The sequence below is a fragment of the Sorangium sp. So ce1335 genome, from assembly GCF_051521615.1.
GTDB lineage: Bacteria > Myxococcota_A > Polyangia > Polyangiales > Polyangiaceae > Sorangium.
In genome coordinates this window covers 3832098-3850394 of sequence record NZ_CP150363.1, presented here as the reverse complement: position 1 = coordinate 3850394, position 18297 = coordinate 3832098, and the positions used below count along the sequence as shown (strand labels likewise).

Here is an 18297-nt window from a genome sequence, read left to right as displayed (position 1 = left end):
GGGTGCGATCGGTGGCCACGCCCTCGAGGTGCCGGTAGCTCCGACGGATCGCGACGGTTCACCGCCGCTGTTTCGTCCGTGGGCGACGCGGTACTAGGATGCGCCGCGCATGTTCGGCGAAGCGAAGCAGATCTACCTGGCCACGCGGAAGAAGCACGATCAGCTCTTCAACACGTACGTGATGCGCCCGCTCGCCGGCGGCGTCGTCGCGCTGCTCGCGCGGACCTCGATCACGCCCAACCAGGTCACGCTGCTCAACCTCGCCGTGTTCGTCGTGGCGGCGGCGCTGCTCGTCGCCGTGCCCACGGCGGCGGGGGGCCTCGCCGCGATCGCCGTGCTCGAGCTGAGCTACCTCCTCGACTGCGCCGACGGGATGCTCGCGCGCCACAAGCAGCTCGCGTCGAAGGAGGGCCACCTCTTCGACTTCTTCACGGACGAGCTCAAGGCGGTGCTCCTCTCGGGGGCCCTGTCGATCCGCCTCTTCCGCGCCGGCGGGCTCGGCCTCGACGCGGCGCTCTGGCCCGCTGGCGACGCGCGGTTCCTGCTCGCCGGCGTGGTCGGGGTCGCGGTGATCGCCTCGGCGATCTCGCTGACGAACTTCGTCCGCCGCCCCGAGATCAGCGGCAAGGAGACGTCCGTCGCCGCCTACTACGAGACGGTCTCCGAGGAGCGCCCCCGGTCGCCCGTCGCCCGGGCGGCGGGGCTCGTGACGACGTTCCTGCGCTTCTTGAACCACTATCCGAGCCACATCTGGGCGTTCGCGATCGCGGACCGGCTCGACGTGTTCTTCTGGATCTACGTGCTGATCAACCTCCTCTACCTGGCGAGGGGCTGGCTCGGGCTGCTGCTCAGGTTCGGCCGGTCCTAGGACACGATCACGTTGATCGAGCGAGAAATGAGCCGCCAAGGCGCCAAGGACACCAAGAAGAAGACAATTTCTTGGCGTCTTGGCAGTTCGAAGTTCTGCTCGTTTCAGGCGGGTTCAACCCGTTTGTTGCTCTAGCGCCCGGGAGGCGGTTCCGGTCGATCCGGAACCGAACGGGGAGGCCTCCGAGGCCGAAGATTGCAGGTCGCGACCTGCTCGCGCCCCCTCGCGAGGGGGTCCGGTCGATCCCAGACCGAACCGGAGGGCCTCCGAGGCCGGCGCCGGCAGGTCGCGACCTGCCAGCGCCCCCCGCGAGGGGGTCGCGTCCGATCCGAGACCCTGCGGGAGGGCCTCCGAAGCCCGCGCCGGCAGGTCACGACCTGTCCGCGCCCCCTCGCGAGGGGGTCCGGTCGATCCGAGACCCTGCCGGAGGGCCTCCGAAGCCCGCGCCGGCAGGTCACGACCTGCCCGCGCCCCCCGCGAGGGGGTCCGGTCGATCCCAGACCGAACCGGAGGGCCTCCGAAGCCAGCTCCGTGAGGTCTGGACGGTCGTCGCGCCGGACAGCGCCTCGGGCGGTCGCGGACCTCACCCGCCGAGCCGCATCAGCCCGGCCTCGGTCGGCCCGAAGCCCGAGCCCCGGTAGAAGCCCGCGAGGTGCGGCTCGAAGTCCACGTGCAGCCAGCGCATACCGCGCTCGCGCGCCACGGCGGCCGCGCGCGCCACGAGATCGCGCCCGACGCCGCGGCGCCGGTGAGCCGGGTGCACCGTCGTGTCCAGCAGGAAGGCGTGGATGCCGCCGTCCCACGCCAGGTTGACGTAGCCGATCAGGCGCTCGTCGGCGAACGCGCACACGAAGGCGAGGCTGTGCGCGTGCCGCCGCGCGAAATCGGTCGGCTCGTGCGCCGGCCAGGAGGCGGCGAAGAGCGCATCGATATCGTCGTTGCTCACGGCGGGGCTGATGCGGTGTTCGATCGAGTGCACGGTGTGGGCCCTCATGATCGCCGGCGCCGCGCTCGGCGCCAGGGCGAGCTGGAAGCTCCGGCGCGGCCCCGCCCGACGTCGCCAGAGGCCCGCCGAAAACTGGCCTCCCTCCCCCGCCCGTGCATTAGGGTCGTCCCGCCATGGACACGCCGCCCCGAACGCGCGCCGCAGCCACGCCCGCGGCGAGCCGCCGTGCCTTCGCGCTCCTCGCCCTCGCCGCGCTCCTCCCGGGCTGCGGCCAGTCCGGGAGCGCCCCCGACTCGCCGGTCGAGCTCCAGGCCCCCGGCGACGGCCAGAAGCCCGCGAGCGCCTCCTCCGCCGCCGCCGCGGCGTCCGCCGCCGCCCCGGCTGCCGAGGACGAGCCGCCGCCCGGGCAGCCCGTGGGCCCGCCCATCGTCTCGCTGAGCGGCGTCGCCACCCCGCCCCCGCCGCCCCCCGAGGGCAGCCCGCGGCTCGCCAGCATCGCGATGCTCACCCGCGTCTACGCGCGGCCCAGCACCAGCGCGAAGCGGGTCGGCTTCCTCCGCGCCGGCGCCATCGTCGAGATGGACCCCGAGCCCGCCGGCACGGACGGGTGCCCCGGCGGCTTCCGCAAGATCAAGCCGTTCGGGTACGTGTGCCTCGGCCCCGACGCGACGCTCGACCTCGATCACGAGATCGTCCGCGCCGCGTCGCGCCGCCCCGACGTCACCCACAAGCTCCCGTACATGTACGGCATCGTGACGCGCGGCGGCCCCGCGTACGCGCGCATCCCCACCGAGGAAGACGTCGCGCGCCACGAGCCGAGCCTCAAGAAGCACCTCGACCGCTGGGCCAAGGACGAGCAGAGCGGCGCCACCTACGGCCTCGACGTGTGGCTCAAGTGGCGCACCGAGCCCGCCCCGCCCGCGCTCGAGGCGCTCGCGCAGCGCATCACCGACCGCGACATCCCCTGGTTCTTGCGCGACGGCCGGCGCGCCCCCAACCTCTCCGGCCTCATCAAGACCGACGACGCCGTGAAGATCGACGAGATCTCGCGGCGCAACGGCATGGGCTTCATCGAGTCGTTCCTCCACGAGGGCCGGCGCTACAACGTCACGACCGATCTGCGCGTCGTCCCCGCCGACCGCTTCCGCCCCATCCGCGGCTCCGACTACCACGGCGTCGAGATCGGCAAGGACATCGACTTCCCCTTCGCGCTCGTGCGCCGCCCCGGCGGCAAGCGGTGGCGCGTGGAGGGCAAGAAGCTCGTCGCGGCCGGGGAGCTCGAGTGGCGCGCGGCCGTGCCGCTGACCGGCAAGCAGCAGTTCTTCGGCGGCAAGCTGCACTACGAGACGAAGGACGGCGAGTGGATCGACGACCGCCACGCCGGCCGCATCGACCCCGCCAAGAAGATGCCGGCGTGGGGCAAGAACGGCGAGAAGTGGCTCGACGTCAGCCTCACGAAGCAGGTGCTCGTCGCCTACGAGGGCACGAAGCCCGTCTACGCCACGCTCATCTCGAGCGGCGAGGCGGGGCTCGAAGATCACGAGTCCAGCACCGCGACGAAGCGCGGGATCTTCCGCATCCACACGAAGTACGTCTCCATCACCATGGACTCGGACACCGCGGGCGAGGAGTTCGAGCTGCGCGACGTGCCGTACGTGCAGTACTTCGAGGAAGGGTATGCGCTTCACGGCGCCTACTGGCACGACAAGTTCGGCCGGCCCAAGAGCCACGGCTGCCTCAACCTGTCGCCGGAGGACGCGCGCCGACTCTTCTTCTGGACCGAGCCCGCCGTCCCGCCAGGGTGGCACGGCGCCGCGCGCTCGCTCACCGGAACCGTGGTGTTCGTGCACCCCTGAGCCGCGCCGCGCCGCGGAGATCCAGCGGCGCAGCCGGCGCTCTGGCGACCGACGCTCCAGCCGTGACGCTCCAGCGGCCGACGCTGCAGCGGCGGACGCTACAGCGGCCGACCCTGCGTCGGCGCTGCGGAGGGTGCAGCGCCGACGCGCGTCGAGCGCCCGCGGCCCAGCGCCGGGCGGCGCCCGCGCGACGCCGTACGCTGCAGGGGCGGGACGGATCGATCGCAGGTCACACTTCGCGCGACTGCCCGCTCGAACAGCAGCGGAGTCGTGGTAGCGTCCCGCCCATGCAGCTTGTCGTCGTGGGAACAGGGTACGTCGGCCTCGTGGCCGGCGCGGGATTCGCGGATTTCGGGAACGACGTGGCCTGCGTCGACGTGTCCGCCGCCAAGATCGAGATGCTGAAGCGCGGAGAGATGCCGATCTACGAGCCCGGCCTCGACGTGCTGATCGCCAAGAACACGCGCGACGGCAGGCTCCGGTTCTCCACGGATGTCGCGGGCGCCATCCGCGACGCGGAGATCGTCTTCATCGCCGTCGGGACCCCCCAGGCCGATGACGGCTCCGCCGACCTCTCCGCCGTCGAGGCCGTCGGCGAGACGATCGGCAAGAACCTCAATGGTTACAAGGTGATCGCCACGAAGAGCACCGTCCCGGTCGGGACGGCGGACCGGCTCCGGCAGATCATCGGCGCGCACACGACGCAGCCGTTCGCCGTCGCGTCGAACCCGGAGTTCCTCAAGGAGGGCGACGCGGTGAACGACTTCATGAAGCCGGACCGCGTGATCATCGGCTCGGACGAGCCGAAGGCGCGCGAGATCCTGCGCAGCCTGTACAAACCGTTCGTCCGGGCGAGCGATCGCATCCAGCTCATGGACGCGCGGTCGGCCGAGCTCACCAAGTACGCCGCCAACGCCCTCCTCGCGTCGCGCATCTCGTTCATGAACGACCTGGCCGTGCTCGCCGAGAAGCTCGGCGCGGACATCGAGCTCGTGCGCAAGGGCGTCGGGGCCGACCCGCGCATCGGCACGAAGTTCCTCTTCGCCGGCCCGGGGTTCGGCGGGTCGTGCTTCCCGAAGGACCTCTCGGCCATCCTCTACACAGCGGCCTCGGTCGGGCACGACCTGGAGATCGTCCGGGCGACCGAGCGGATCAACGCGCGGCAGAAGCGGCTCCTCGGGAGCAAGGTGAGCGCGCACTTCGACGGCGCGCTGAAGGGCAAGACGATCGCTGTCTGGGGGCTCGCGTTCAAGCCGCAGACAGACGACATCCGCGAGGCGCCGGCGCTCACGCTCGTCGACGCGCTGCTCGAGGCGGGCGCGACGGTCCAGGCGCACGACCCGCAGGCGATGCCGAACGTGCGGGCGATCTACGGCAATCGCATCCTCCTCAGCGACAACATGTACGGCGCGGCCGAGGGCGCGGACGCGCTCGTCGTCGTCACCGAGTGGCACGAGTACCGGCGCCCCGACTTCCACCGGCTGAAGCGCATCCTGAGCGCCCCGGTGCTCTTCGACGGGCGCAACGTCTGGGAGCCCGAAGAGCTCCGCGGCATGGGGTTCACCTACACGGGCATCGGCCGGAAGTAGCGCGCCGCGCGCCGTCGCAGCTGCGCGCCCGCCACAGCGCGCGGCGCGCGCCCCGCTACAGCGCCCGCGCGCCGCGCTCAGGTGTCGCCCGGGTCCGACGGCAGCGTGAAGCGGCGGCTGCTCGGCGGCTCTTCTCCCCCGAGGTAGCGCGGCGCGTTCGCCGGCGACAGCCGCCGGCTGCTCGGCGGCTCCTCGCCGGTGTGCCGGTCCCAGCGCCGCTCGAGCATCTTCCGGTCGACGCCGATGAGCCGCGCCGCGGCCGCCTTGTTGCCCCCGCAGCTCTCGATCGCGTGGTGCAGCACCGCGCGCTCGATCACCCGCAGCTTCGACCCGAGCCGCTCGGGCAGCGCCAGCAGCGCGCGCGCCAGCCGGTCGATCTCGGCGGTGGCGTCGACGACCGGCCGCTCGCGCGCCAGCTCCTCGAGCGTGGGCACGTCGATGAGATCGTCGTCCGCGAGCAGCGCCAGCCGCTCGACGACGTTCCGCAGCTCCCGCACGTTGCCCGGCCACGGCCGCCGGACCAGCCACGCGATCGCGTCGTCGGTGTAGCGGAGCTTGCGCGGGAGCTCCGCGGTGAACGCGAGCAGGAGCTCGATGAGATCCGCGTCGCGCTCGGCCAGCGACGGCACGTGCACCGTGACGACGTTGAGCCGGTAGAACAGGTCCTCCCGGAAGCGCCCGTCGTGGATGCGCTTCTCGAGGTCGACGTGCGTCGCGGCGAGGACGCGGGCGCGGAGCGGGATCTCCGACTCGGCGCCGAGCGGGCGGAAGCGGCGATCCTCGAGGACGCGCAGGAGCTTCGCCTGGAGCTCGCCGGGCATCTCGGCGATCTCGTCGAGCAGGATCGTGCCCGCGCCGGCGAGCTCGAGCTGGCCGCGCATGCGCTTCTCGGCGCCGGTGAAGGCGCCGCGCTCGTGGCCGAAGATGAGCGACTCGATGAGCGTCCCCGGCAGCGCCGAGCAGTTGACCGCCACGAACGGCTCGCCGCGGCGCGAGCTCATCTCGTGCAGCGCGCGCGCCACCATCTCCTTGCCGCTGCCGGTCTCGCCGCGGATGAGCACCGTCTTGTTCGACTCGGCGACGCGCTCGATGATCCGGCGCACCCGCTCCATCGCCGCGGACGAGCCGAGCAGCGCCTTCGTGCCGAACGTGCGATCGACCCGCTCGCGCAGCCGCACCACCTCGCCCTTGAGCAGGAGCCGCTCGCGCTGCCCCTCGACGATCGGCAAGAGCATCTCCGGGCAGAGCTCGTCCTTCAGCACGTAGTCCTGGGCGCCGAGCCGCATCGCCTCGCGGATCTCGGAGAGCTCGCTGACCGAGGTGACCATCACCGCCGGCGTGTTGCGCCCCGAGGCCCGGACCCGCCGCAGGATCTCCAGGCCGCCGCGGTCGCGCGGGTCGTCCGACAGGCGCACGTCGAGCAAGAGGAGGTCCGGCGCGCCCCGCTCGACCGCCGCGAGGGCGTCGTCGAGGCCCACCGCCTCCAGCACCTCGACGTCGTCGAGCGCGGACAGGATCTGCCGCAGCGTGCGGCGGCCGCTCCGCTGATCATCGACGACGAGGATCTTCACGCGACCTCTTCCTCCGCCCCCTGGGACACGTCGGCGGCCGGGATCGAGATCACGAACCGCGTCCTGCCGTCGCGCCGGTCCGCGTCGATCGTCCACCCGTGGGCGCGGACGATGCGGTGCGTGATCGCGAGCCCGAGCCCCGTCCCGCCGGGCTTCGTCGTGTACCAGGGCGCGAAGATCCGCGCCGCGTCGCCCGCGATCCCGGGCCCGGTGTCCCACACGACGAGCTCGGCGCCGGCCTCCGTGGGCTCCCAGACGACGCCGATGGTCCCCTTCTCGCCCGCCGCGTCGAGGCCGTTCGAGAGCAGGTTGACGAGCACCTGCGTCGCCTGATCGGGGTCGCAGCGGAGCCTCCGGGCCGCGCTCACCCGCGCCTCGATCCGCCGCTTGCCGAGCTGGTCGCGCAGCAGCATCTCCGCCCGGCTCACGAGCTCCTCGACCGAGAGGCGGCGGCGCTCGAGCTTCCGGTGCGTCACCCGGCGCAGCCCCATCACGAGGCGCTCCAGGCGCTCGACCTCCTCGCAGCCGATCTCGACCTCCTCCGCGTCGAGGCGCTGGTCGCTCGACCCGCGCTGGAACACCGAGCGGAAGAAGTTGATCGGGTAGCGCACCTCGTGGGTGATCTCGGCCGCGAGCGTCTCGATGAGCGCCGCGCGCTCGTCGCGCCACGCGGCCGCCTGCTCGCGCCGCCGCCGCTCCAGCTCGGCGTAGCTGTGCGCGTGCGCCAGCGCGAGCGCCGCCTGGTTGCCGATCGTGCGGAGCAGGTCGAGGTCCTCGCTCGTGAACAGGGCGCCGCCGCGCTTCCTGCCCACCTCGAGCACGCCGAGCAGCCGGCCTCGGAACATGACCGTCAGCGACAGCTCGTTGGCGCCCGGGTCGGCCGCCTCGTCGAGCCCGATGAGCCGCTCGCCGCTGGCCTCGCCGGCCGCCGGCGCGTCCTCGCCGCCGGCGCTGCCCGCGGCGCGCGCGCCCGCCGCGTCGGCCGCGTCGACCGTGACGCGGCGGAAGGTGACCCACTCGCAGGGCAGCCAGCGCGCCACGGTGCGCTCGACCGCGGTCGCGACCTCCTCGGGGTCGATGACGAGCGTCAGCTCCTCGCTGAGCTGCTCGATGGTGGGCTTGTACTCGGCGCGCGCCGGGAAGAGCGTCCGGTCGCTCGCGCCCAGGGCGAACACGACGAGCCCGGCGCTGACGATCGCGGCGGGCGCGGCGACCTTGAGCGCGCCGAGCAGCGGCAGGCCGGCGTAGCCGGCGCTGGCGGAGCAGACGATCACCGTCAGCGCGACCATCATGCCGGCGATGATGGCGCGCGTGAGCGGGCGCGAGAGGAGCGCGCGGCTCCCCCAGAGGTCGTAGCGGATGGCCGCGATGACGCTCGAGACCGGGGTGAGGGCGAGCGCCGGGACCGCGAACCACATGAGCGTCGACGCCGAGACGCTGAGGATGGCCAGCATGAAGCCGAGCCCGATGGCGATGTGGGGCGGCGCCATCGCGATGAGCAGCGCGCGCAGCGTGCGCCGGCGATCCCCCTCCGCCATGACGAAGCGGACGACGAGGGTGGTCGCGAAGAAGAAGAACGACGCGACGAACAGCATCCCGCAGACGTTCCGGAGCGCGACGTTGGTCCAGCCCATGGCGTGCGAGGCGAGCAGGCTGGCGGCGAGCAGCCCGCCGAGCGCTTCCGTGATCCGGGCGCAGCCGGGGCAGCGCGCGATGAGCGGGGCGTCGTCCGGCAGCCGCAGCGCGAGGATGAAGAAGCTCGTCGGGACGAGCGCATAGGCGACGTGGAAGTACGGAACGAGGTCGCGCGAGCTGTGGTAGTCGAACAGGGTGAACAGGAAGAGCGCGCAGAACAGCGCGGTGCCCGCGAAGGCGCGGGCGAGCTTGCCGCGCGGGCTCGCGGTGAGCGCGATGAGCGCGGCGCCCACGTAGAGCGAGGCGACGACGATGAGGCCGGCGGCGAAGAACCACCAGGCGAGCGGGTCGAAGGGGGTGAGGGTGAGCTCGACGTCGCGCAGCCCGTCCCGCGTCTCGACGCGCGCGTGGATCGTGCGGCGCCCCTCGCGCGCGGCCTGCTCGACCGCGGTGTCCCAGGTGCTGGCGCGGTAGCGCCCCGCCGTGCTCTCGAGGCGCCAGCCGTTGACCGCGACGACGCGGTCCGGATACCGGAGGCCCTTCTGGAACCCTTCCCAGGACGGCAGGCCCACGCTCGAGACGACGCCGTCCGGATCGACGAGGACGCCGGGAAACGGGCGTTCATACCAGCTCAGGGCGTTCCTCATCCCGAAGCCGCCCAGCACGAGCGCCGCGATGACGACCACCGCAAGAAGCCAACGCCGATTCTCGATAGCTGGCATCGGGAGACACGGCGGCGCGCAAATTGCGCCCCGAGCCACCCACGATACGCTGGAACCCGGGGTGAACCAACGGGGCTCGCGCGCCGGACGGGACGCGGCGTCGCCGTCCCCGCCCGCCGGGGTGTGCTCCCGCGGCACGCTTCGCGAGGATCATTACGTTTCGAGGCGGAGATGTGCGGGGGATACGCCCCGGGAGGGGCGAGGGAGCGCGCCCGGGCAGCGCCTTCGTCGTCAGCCGTCCGGCGCGCGAGGCTCCGCGGCGCCGACGAAGACGGTGTAAGAAAGATCGCCGAACCGCGCCTCGATCGCCTCGACCGCGGCGGCGTCGCCCGTGGATCGCTCGAGCCGGTCGAGCAGGGCGGCGAGCTCGCCGCGTACGCGCGGCGAGGGCGCCGGCGCAAGGCGGCTCGCGGCGAGGCCGCGGACGAGGATCGCGAGCTGCCGCAGCACCGCGCCCGCGCCGTGGGCGCGCCGGCGTCGAGGGTCGCTCGCGATGAGGCGGGCGTGGCGGGCGAGCGCGCAGACGCCGTGGCAGAGGCTCGGGTCGGCGAGCAGCGCGCGGACCGCCCAGCGCGCGAGGCGGCGCGAGTACAGGCCGCGGGCGAGCCGGCGCTCGCCGCGGGCGTCGTGCCACGCGCGCGCGGCGCCGTCCTCGCCGAGGAGCAGCAGCGCGAGCGCGATCGGATCGCCTGCGGCGACGCAGGCTCGGCCGGCATCCATGCGGCCGTAGCCGTGCTTGGCGTTGTGGCCGTCCCGATCGCGCGCGTCGGGGAGGACATCCCAGGGATCGGCGAACGGCGCGGCCGACGCGGGCGCCGCGGGGGGCACCGGGTCGAGCGTGCGCGTGATGAGCCCGTCGAGCTCGGGCAGGCGCAGCGCGGGGTTCTGCGACAGGACGAGCAGCAGGGCGCCCGCGGCGAGGGCGGAGGCCCCGCTCGACTCGGCGTGGCAGAGCCGCTCCGACGCGGTCCCTGCTCCGGGCGCGGACGGGAGCGGGCAGGCGAGATCGTCGCCGGGCGCGAGCCACCGCACCGCGGGACCTCGGTTGGCGAAGGGGCGGCTGCGCCCCCGGCGGTCCCGCCAGAGGAACCAGCCGTCGCCGCGGGCGCTCGGGCCGATGCAGAACACCCGCGGGTCGCTCGCGGGCTCGCCGAGCCCGAGCGACAGGCTCGCGTGCAGCGACTCGGGGGGGCTCGACGCCTCGCGGCCGGTCGGGAACACGATCGGGCAGCCTCGCCCGCGGCGCCCGAGGCGGGCGGCGAACTCGATCGCGTCGTCCAGCATCGGCGTCGTCGAGCCCTCGATGTACGTGGCGCAGACGACGACGTCGGCGCCGTCGCTGACCGCCTGGACGATCGCGAGCGGGAGGGCCAGGACGCTCGAGCCCGCCTTCGGGATCAGGTAGAGCCGCGGCGAGGCGTCCGGCGCGACGCCGCGGAAGCCGCCGGGGCGGAGGCTCCCCACGGCCCACGCCACCATGAACACGCCGTGCGCCTGGCTGCGCGGCGGGTGATCGAGCATGACGAGCACCTCGTCGTCGAGGCCGAGCTCGTCGGCTGCGCGGGCGGCGTCGTCGATGACGCCGAGGCGCATCCCGGCGCCGCCCCCGCAGCGGCGGCGGTCGACGCCGAGGCCGCCGTCGTCGGCCCGCAGGAACCAGCGGCCGGGCGTGTCGGGATCGCTCCCCGAGGAGGCGCGGCGCGCGGGCCACCCGTCGGGCCGCGCCGGCGCGCACCTGGCAGCGACGAAGCCCGGGGCGACGGCGGCGCTCGGCCGCAGGGCCGAGGCGACGTAACGCACCGGGATCGCCGCGGCCGAGAGCGCCGCGGCGAGCTCGGCGCGCCGCCCGTGGCCGGGCGACCGGACGCGGAGCCAGAAGAGGGGCGCCCGCTCGAGGACCCGCTCGACATGCACCTCGGGCCAGCGCGCCGAGAGCGCCGCGGCCACGGCGTCGGGCGCCACAGGGCAGCGCGCAGCGACGACGACGTCGAGGGGGCCGCCGTCGTCGTCGCCCGCCGCGGTGGCGACCGGCGCATACCCGAAATCCCACGGGCGGCGCGGGGGGCGCGCCGCGAGCGGGACAGCCGGCGCCTCCGGTGGAGCGGCCGGCGCTTCCGGCGGAGAGCGCGGGTCGCCGCGCGGCGGGCGCGCGGCGCGGTCCTCCGGGGAGCTCCTCTGGGTGGCCGCGCCGCGGCCCCGGCTCATGCCAGCACGGCCTTGGCCCAGGCGCTGAGCGCGTGGGCGCGGTTGGCGAAGCCGGGGCTCTCGGCCTCGCATCGCGCGAGCTCCTGCGCCTGCGCTTCCCTCCCCTCCGCCCAGGCGGCGATGCGGCGGGCCCCGAGGACCGCGGCGCGTCGCCGCGCGGCGCGGAAGCACCGGCGCTCGCCGTCGAGCATCGCCGCGAGGACGCCGGACTCGAAGACCATGCGGCGGATCGGGATCAGCGCCGAGGGCGCGTTCGACGCCGGCGGCGGCTCGCTCTGCGACCTCGGGGTCGAGGCGATGCCCCAGGGCGGCGTGCCGAGCGGCCCGTACGCGACCGCGCCGCGGTGGCGTCCCCCGGCGGCTCCCTCCTGCGCGCCCCCGCCGGCGGGGGGCTCCCCGTGCGCCCGCGCCCGGAGCTCCGAGGCGAGGACGACGGCCCAGGCGCCGCCTTTCTGGTAGTCCTCCTGCCAGTCCATGACGTCGTCATGGAGCTGCAATCCGAGCCACACCGACGAGAGCAGCCGCGAGAGGACCTCGCGCTGCGCGGCCGTCCAGCCGGCGGCGTGCGCCAGCGCGAGCGACGCCGGGAAGCCGACGCGCTGCTTCCCGAGGGAGAGCGCGTAATAACGCCTGAAGCCCGCCGGCTCGCCGCTCGCGAAGAGGCTGCGCTCGGCCTCGATGGCGAGCAGCGTGGCGTCGTCTGCGCGGGCGAAATCGATGGCGGGGTCGTCGATGCCGGGCGCGACGCGGCGGAGGGCGTCGTCGCGCGCCCTCCTCGCGTGGGCCAGGATGGCCTCGAGCTGCCATGTCGGGCGGACCTGCGCGTCCTTGATGCGATCGGTGCCGAACGCCTCGATGACGGCGAGCAGGTGCGCGAGCAGGGCTTCCTGCACCGTGGTCCCCCGGATGCCGGGCATGGCCTCGGCGAGCAGCGCGGGCGCCGCCAGGGTGATCTCGTTGCTGAACACGGCGCTCCAGGGCACATCCCGCGATGGAGCGAGGCCGAGCGTGTGCGCCAGCCCCTGCGCGTCGGCGTGCAGCATCCCGGGGAGGGTCCGGCAGAACGCGTTGTAGAGCTCGTCCACCAGGAGCGCCTCATCCATGCGCGGGCCCCTCCGTCGCCGGGCGCGCCGCCCCGCCGCGCCTGCGCTCCGCGCGGGCGACGGTAGATGGCACCGGGGCGGAGCCGCGCCGGAGCGACGTACGCCGATGGCGGTGGATCCCCGCCTGTCTCCTTCGCCGTAGCATCAATAACCGTTCGCCTCCTTCCAGGGCGACAGGCACACGTTGAAGCGCTCCTCGACGACGATGGCCCGCCACTGGAGCACCTGGGCGGCGCTCAGCCCGTCGAAGAAGCCGCCGACCCACGAGCGGATTCGGCTGTTGAGCTGCGCGCGGACCCTTGCCGCCTCCGCCGGCTCCTCGTCGGCCTCGGGCCCGACGACGTAGAGGGCGAGGAGCTGCTTGAACTCGTCGAAGTGCTCCTGGTTCCGGAGCAGGGAGATGTAGAGCGCGCGCAGCTGTGCGTGCGGATCGACCGAATTCACGGTTTGCATGGGCCTCCGTCACCGGTCCGCGCCGGCGCCGGCGGCACATTGCACGTCACGGGCCGCCGCCGACCAGCGTGTAAACCGTTGAAATCATTCGACCGCTATCGGCGGCCGGCCGCGAACGGTACCCGAAACCGACCATCGGCTGCCCGAATCCGACCGCTCCGCTCTCCACGCGATCGCCCTCGCTGCAAGGGTGGACATGGCCATGTCCAGCCCTCGGCGCCCGCGACTCGGCACAAGCCGTATCGCGTCATCCGGCGCAGGACGACGCCACTCGATTCAAGTTCAACCGAATTGATCAGCGAAGCTGGATCACTTCCCGCCGCCGAAGCTCGGGCTGCTCCCGCCGGTCGGAACGAAGAGGATGCCTCCGCCCCCGCCGCTGCCGCCGCAGTCGCCGAGCGCGGCCAGGAGGATGAACACGATGATCACGACGACGACGATGACGAGGATCGTGCCGGCGCTCGTCCCCGATCCGCCGCCGAGCGCGGGGCTCGGCGGCGGGGACAGGTGGAAGGCGGCGGCGAGCTCCTTGCTCGGGAGCGGCGAGCAGAACGACACGCTGACCTCGGTCGGGGCCTGCTCGACGCTGATCTTTCCGCCCGGCCCCTGGTACTCGGTGGCCTGGACCGACTCGCCGATCTCGACCTTCCAGTAGAACTCGCCGATGACGTACTCCACCTCGGCGTGGACGCTCTGCTTCAGCGAGTACGTCTGTCCCTTGTAGGTCGCGACCGAGCCCATGGGCTGGACCTCGCCCGGTGAGAGCGGCGTCACGAGCTGCCACGCGCCGTCCTCTTCCATGAGCCACAGGTAGCCGACGCTCGGCCCGCCGTAGAGCAGGTACTCCCGCCAGCGGTAGCGCTCGCCCTCCACGGTGCAGCCGCGGATGACGAAGCCGATGCAGAGCACGCGCATGCCGCGGAGCTGGCCCTCGGCGCCGAGGGGGACGTACGGCTCCATGGGCGGCCGGGGGACCTGGCCGAGCGCCGTGAGGGCGCCCTTCGTGAGGTCGCTCGCGGTGCCGCAGTACCGGCAGACGATGCGCTCCGCGGTGCCGGGGGCGGCGAGCGGCAGGTTGCCGCCGCAGTTCGGGCACGCGACGGCCGTCACCTGCGCGGAGGCCGCCTCCACGGGCGCGCCGGAGTCGAGCCGCAGCACGGCCGGATCGAACTGCCGGCCGAGGTAGAGCTTCGGCGGGATGGTCCGGCCGTCGCCGTAGTCGAGCGTCCCGAACTCGCCCCGCGGCCCCGCGATGTCGACGAAGCCGGTCACGACGCCCGGCGGGGCGACGTACGGCATCTCGCCTTCGGCCGAGATGACGCGCCGGCGTCCGACCTCGACGACGGTGAACACCCCGTGCCCCTCGAGGTGGACGCGGCCGCCGGGCTGGAGGGAGGTCCACGGCGGCAGGCCGTTCAGCGGGAGCGGCGCCTCGCTCGTCGCGTACCAGCGCCCCTGGGCGAAGGCGACCCACGTCCACCGGCCGCTGGTCGGGAACGCGATGAAGATCTCCTGCCAGGGCGCGCCCGGCGCGCCGGCGCGGTCGAGCTGGACGCGGCCATCGACGACGAACGGCTCGTTGCCCCAGCGCCCCGTGACCCCGACCATGAGGGGCGTGGGGATCTCGACGAGATCGGCGACGCGCCCGATGGCGCGCAGGTCGCGGTCGGTGCGGGCGACGACGAACTTGCAGTGCTTGCACACCTGCGCCATCGCGCCCGCGAAGCGAAACGTGATCGGCGCGCCGCAGGAGGGGCACGCGGCTGCTCGGTCGAAGGGCGTGCTCACGCGAGCACCATACTAGAAGCGGACGCTAGCTGTGATCCAGCACGAGCGGTGGTAGGACCGCGCCGATGTCGGTCACCGAGGAGAGCTCGACGGGCGCCGCGGGCGCCGCTCCTGAAGGAGCAGGCGCCGCCGCTGCGCAGCCGCTGCCCCGGCTCGTGCACCCGGCGCTGCTCGCGAGCGTGTTCGTCATCGCCACGTCGGGGCTCATCTACGAGCTCATCACGGGCACGCTCGCGAGCTACGTCCTCGGCGACTCGGTGGCGCAGTTCAGCTTCGTCATCGGCCTCTACCTGTTCGCGATGGGGATCGGCTCGTACCTCTCGCAGTACATCGAGGGCCGCCTCCTCGAGCGCTTCGTCGAGATCGAGCTCGGCCTCGCGCTCGTCGGCGGGCTCTCCGCGCCGATGCTCTTCCGGGTCTACACCTCGCTCGGCGCGTTCCGCGCGCTCCTCTACTCGCTGGTGCTGCTGATCGGCGTGCTCGTGGGGCTCGAGATCCCGCTGCTCATCCGGCTGCTCAACTTCTCCCTCGACCTGAAGCGGCTCGTCGCGCGGGTGCTCACGCTCGACTACATCGGGGCCCTCGCCGCCAGCCTGCTCTTCCCCGCGATCTTCCTGCCGCGCCTCGGGATCCACCAGACGAGCCTCTTCTTCGGGCTGCTCAACGCGGCCGTCGCGCTCACGAGCACGTTCCTCTTCCCGCTCGAGCGCGCGGTCGTCGTGAAGCTGCGCGCGCTCTGCCTCGTCGTGATCGCGGGGCTCGGCGCCGCCTTCGCGCTCGTGTCGCGGTTCGTCGAGCGGTCGGAGGCGACGTACTTCGGGGCGCCCATCGTCTACGCGGCGCAGTCGCCGTACCAGCGCCTCGTCGTCACGCGGAGCCCGCGCACGACGCGCCTCTTCCTGAACGGCAACCTCCAGTTCTCGTCGGACGACGAGCACCGCTACCACGAGGTGCTCGTGCACCCGGCCGTCGCCGCGCTCGGGCGCGATCCGCGGCGCGCGCTCGTCCTCGGCGGCGGCGACGGGCTCGCCGCGCGCGAGCTGCTCCGGTACCCGTCGATCGAGCAGATCCAGCTCGTCGACCTCGACGCCGCGGTCACCGACGCCTTCCGCGACCTGCCGCTCGCCGCGGACCTGAACGGCGGCGCGCTCCGCGACCCGCGCGTCGTCATCCGCAACCAGGACGCGTACAAGTACCTCGAGGAGTCGACGGAGTCGTTCGACCTCGCGATCGTCGACTTCCCCGATCCGGGCAACTACGCCGTCGGCAAGCTGTACACGGACGCGTTCTACCACCTGCTCCGGGAGCGGATCTCCGTGCGCGGGCTCGCCGTGGTGCAGGCGACGTCGCCCCACTACGCGCGCGAGTCGTTCTGGTGCGTCGTGACGACGCTCGAGGCGGCCGGCTGGAAGACCGCGCCGCTCCACGTCTACGTGCCGAGCTTCGGCGAGTGGGGCTTCATCCTGGCCGGCGGCGAGGGGCTCGCCGCGCCCGGCGCCCTCCGGATCGATCCGTCGAAGCTCCGCTTCCTCGACTCGAGCGGGCTGCCGGAGCTCTTCCGCTTCCCGCGCGATCTCGGCCGCGTCGAGGCGCCGGTGAACCGGCTGAACGACCAGAAGCTCGTCTCCGTGTACACCCGCGAGTGGGCGGAGTGGTCGCGGTGAGCCAGTGAACCGCCGCGGCTTCTTGAGCTCCGTCGCCGCGGGCTGGCTCGCGCACACGGCCGCGCCGGGGCGGCCGCCGCTCGCCGGCGAGATCGTCGGCGCGGCGCACGGCGCGGGCCACCTGCTCCGCGGCGGCGCGTCGCGCGCGCCGGGCGCTCCGCGCGCACCGCACACGCGCGGTTCCGCGCACGGTTCCGGCCCGCCCGAGCGCGCGGACGTCGTGATCGTCGGCGGCGGGGTGAGCGGGCTGTCGGCCGCGTGGCGGCTCGCCGACGCCGGGCTGGATCTGCGGGTGCTCGAGCTCGAGCCGCGGCCCGGCGGCACGAGCGCGTGGGGCGAGGACGGCGTCGTGCCGTACCCGTGGGGCGCGCACTACCTCGCCGCGCCGAACGTCGAGGCGCGCGCGACGCTGCGGCTGCTCGACCAGATGGGCGTCGTCACCGGGTGGGACGCGGCGGGGCGCCCCGTGTTCGATCCGCGGCGGCTCTGCCACGCGCCGGCCGAGCGGCTGTTCTACGAGGGCGCCTGGCACACGGGCCTCGCGCCCGTCGACGCGCTCCCGGACGACGCGGTGGAGGAGCTCGAGCGGTTCCACGCGCTCGAAGAGGAGCTGACGGAGCTCACCGGCAGGGACGGGCGCGCGGCGTTCCAGATCCCGCTCGCGCGCTCGTCGCGCGATCCCGAGCTCCTCGAGCTCGACCGGATCAGCATGGCGGCGTGGCTCGATCGCGAGGGGTACCGCACGCCCTTCCTGCGCTGGTACGTGCGCTACGCGATGCTCGACGACTTCGGCGGCGAGCCGGAGGAGATCTCGGCCTGGGCGGGGCTCCACTACTTCGCGGGGCGCAAGGTGCGCACGCCGGAGCTCGCGGGCAGCCACTACCTGATCTGGCCCGAGGGCAACGGCCGGCTCGTGAAGGCGCTGCTCGAGCGCGCGGCGCCGCGCGTGTCGCTCGGCGCGCTCGTCACGTCGGTGCGCCCGCTGCCCGAGGGCCGCGTCGAGATCGGCTACATCGACGTGCAGCGCGGCGAGGCGCGCCGCGTGGAGGCGCGCGCCGCGATCCTCGCGATGCCGGCGTTCGTCGTGCGCCGGGTCCTCGACGGGGGCGCGGCGGGCGAGCTGCCCGAGCGGACCGCGTCGGCGTGGCTCGTGGCGAACCTCCACGTCGAGCGGCCCCTCGATCCGAACCACGCGTGGGATTCCGTCCTCTACGGCGCGGAGGGGCTCGGTTACGTCGACGCGCGCCACCAGCTCACCGATCTGGCGGCGGCGACGACGCAGCGGTCGCGCCTCGCGACGCCGATGCAGCGCACCGTGCTGACGTACTACCGCGCCTACGGCGGGCCCGACATGGCGGCCGCGCGCGCGGCGCTGCTCGGCGCGCCGTGGGCGTCGCTCGCGGACGGCGTGCTGCGCGACCTCGCGCCGGCGCACCCGCGCCTGCGCGACGACGTGGCGCGCATGGACGTCATGATCTGGGGCCACGCGATGCCGCGCCCGCGCCCCGGCTTCCTCGGCGCGCGGCCGTTCGATCCGCCCTGCGCGCTCTCGGAGCGCGTCGCGTGGGCGCACGTCGATCAGCCCGGGATGGCGCTCTTCGAGGAGGCGCAGGCGTGCGGCGTGCGCGCCGCCGAGACGATCGCGGCGGCGCTCGGGATCGCGATCGGCGAGAGCTGGCTCTGAGCTGGCGCGCGCGGCGCGCGCTCGAGCGAGCGGCGCGGCGCGCGCCCGGCGGGCAACCCCACGTCCCTTCGCATCTTTCAAGAGCAAAGTGCGCGCGGCGGGCGAGCGCCTCCGGGATGGTCCGCGGCCCCCGCGACCGGCCGCTTCCGGCGGGCGCGGACCGCCCCCGGTGGGAGATCCGGCCCAGGATTTCAGGTTTGCCCTCGCCTTGAA

Annotated in this window: 12 protein-coding genes; 5 read left to right on the top strand and 7 right to left on the bottom strand. The window is 73.8% G+C overall.

Annotation, left to right across the window (positions count from 1 at the left end):
- The first annotated feature begins 109 nt into the window (after nucleotides 1–109).
- Nucleotides 110–868 (top strand): CDP-alcohol phosphatidyltransferase family protein, encoded by a 759-nt coding sequence (locus WMF24_RS14325; RefSeq protein ID WP_437736953.1) that lies wholly within the window; start codon nucleotides 110–112, stop codon nucleotides 866–868.
- A gap of 583 nt (nucleotides 869–1451) precedes the next feature.
- Here WMF24_RS14325 and WMF24_RS14320 read toward each other — a convergent pair.
- A complete protein-coding gene (locus WMF24_RS14320; protein WP_437738805.1) occupies nucleotides 1452–2018 on the bottom strand; it encodes a GNAT family N-acetyltransferase in 567 nt (188 codons plus the stop codon).
- On the opposite strand from WMF24_RS14320, the gene WMF24_RS14315 reads away from it, so the two are divergent.
- Both WMF24_RS14315 and WMF24_RS14310 read left to right on the top strand, forming a co-directional pair.
- A complete protein-coding gene (locus tag WMF24_RS14315; protein ID WP_437736952.1) occupies nucleotides 1988–3670 on the top strand; it encodes a L,D-transpeptidase in 1683 nt (560 codons plus the stop codon). The two genes, WMF24_RS14320 and WMF24_RS14315, sit on opposite strands and share 31 nt — an antisense overlap.
- A 287-nt stretch (nucleotides 3671–3957) precedes the next feature.
- Nucleotides 3958–5259, top strand: coding sequence for a UDP-glucose dehydrogenase family protein (locus tag WMF24_RS14310; protein ID WP_437736951.1), 1302 nt, complete (start codon nucleotides 3958–3960; stop codon nucleotides 5257–5259).
- Nucleotides 5260–5336: 77 nt separating this feature from the next.
- On the opposite strand, the gene WMF24_RS14305 is transcribed toward WMF24_RS14310, so the two are convergent.
- The 6 genes from WMF24_RS14305 to WMF24_RS14280 all read right to left on the bottom strand — a co-directional run bounded on the left by WMF24_RS14305 (nucleotide 5337) and on the right by WMF24_RS14280 (nucleotide 14736).
- Entirely contained in the window at nucleotides 5337–6830 is a 1494-nt protein-coding gene (locus WMF24_RS14305) for a sigma-54-dependent transcriptional regulator (protein WP_437736950.1), read from the bottom strand.
- Nucleotides 6827–9151 carry an ATP-binding protein gene (locus WMF24_RS14300; protein ID WP_437736949.1) on the bottom strand — a complete coding sequence of 775 codons (2325 nt, stop codon included), beginning with the start codon at nucleotides 9149–9151 and terminating at the stop codon, nucleotides 6827–6829. Before WMF24_RS14300 ends, WMF24_RS14305 begins: the two co-directional genes overlap by 4 nt.
- A 267-nt stretch (nucleotides 9152–9418) precedes the next feature.
- Complete coding sequence (locus tag WMF24_RS14295; protein WP_437736948.1) at nucleotides 9419–11392, bottom strand: S8/S53 family peptidase; 1974 nt, start codon at nucleotides 11390–11392, stop codon at nucleotides 9419–9421.
- Nucleotides 11389–12495: a hypothetical protein gene (locus tag WMF24_RS14290; protein ID WP_437736947.1), complete on the bottom strand. Its 1107-nt coding sequence runs from the start codon at nucleotides 12493–12495 to the stop codon at nucleotides 11389–11391. Before WMF24_RS14290 ends, WMF24_RS14295 begins: the two co-directional genes overlap by 4 nt.
- 144 nt (nucleotides 12496–12639) lie before the next feature.
- The gene (locus WMF24_RS14285) at nucleotides 12640–12948 is read right to left on the bottom strand and encodes a hypothetical protein (protein ID WP_437736946.1); all 309 of its coding nucleotides are present in this window, start codon (nucleotides 12946–12948) and stop codon (nucleotides 12640–12642) included.
- Between the two features lie 309 nt (nucleotides 12949–13257).
- A complete protein-coding gene (locus WMF24_RS14280; protein ID WP_437736945.1) occupies nucleotides 13258–14736 on the bottom strand; it encodes a DUF4178 domain-containing protein in 1479 nt (492 codons plus the stop codon).
- A gap of 65 nt (nucleotides 14737–14801) precedes the next feature.
- Here WMF24_RS14280 and WMF24_RS14275 point away from each other — a divergent pair, with 65 nt between their 5' ends.
- Nucleotides 14802–16400, top strand: a complete 1599-nt coding sequence (locus tag WMF24_RS14275) for a polyamine aminopropyltransferase (RefSeq protein ID WP_437736944.1) — start codon at nucleotides 14802–14804, stop codon at nucleotides 16398–16400.
- A gap of 4 nt (nucleotides 16401–16404) precedes the next feature.
- Nucleotides 16405–18084: an FAD-dependent oxidoreductase gene (locus WMF24_RS14270; protein ID WP_437736943.1), complete on the top strand. Its 1680-nt coding sequence runs from the start codon at nucleotides 16405–16407 to the stop codon at nucleotides 18082–18084.
- Nucleotides 18085–18297 lie beyond the last annotated feature (213 nt).

Excerpts from the sequence above, each read along its gene's own strand:
- WMF24_RS14325 (WP_437736953.1), top strand. The coding sequence starts at position 110 with ATGTTCGGCGAAGCGAAGCAGATCTACCTGGCCACGCGGAAGAAGCAC.
- WMF24_RS14315 (WP_437736952.1), top strand. The coding sequence starts at position 1,988 with ATGGACACGCCGCCCCGAACGCGCGCCGCAGCCACGCCCGCGGCGAGC.
- WMF24_RS14310 (WP_437736951.1), top strand. The coding sequence starts at position 3,958 with ATGCAGCTTGTCGTCGTGGGAACAGGGTACGTCGGCCTCGTGGCCGGC.
- WMF24_RS14295 (WP_437736948.1), bottom strand. The coding sequence starts at position 11,392 with ATGAGCCGGGGCCGCGGCGCGGCCACCCAGAGGAGCTCCCCGGAGGAC.
- WMF24_RS14290 (WP_437736947.1), bottom strand. The coding sequence starts at position 12,495 with ATGGATGAGGCGCTCCTGGTGGACGAGCTCTACAACGCGTTCTGCCGG.
- WMF24_RS14285 (WP_437736946.1), bottom strand. The coding sequence starts at position 12,948 with ATGCAAACCGTGAATTCGGTCGATCCGCACGCACAGCTGCGCGCGCTC.
- WMF24_RS14275 (WP_437736944.1), top strand. The coding sequence starts at position 14,802 with ATGTCGGTCACCGAGGAGAGCTCGACGGGCGCCGCGGGCGCCGCTCCT.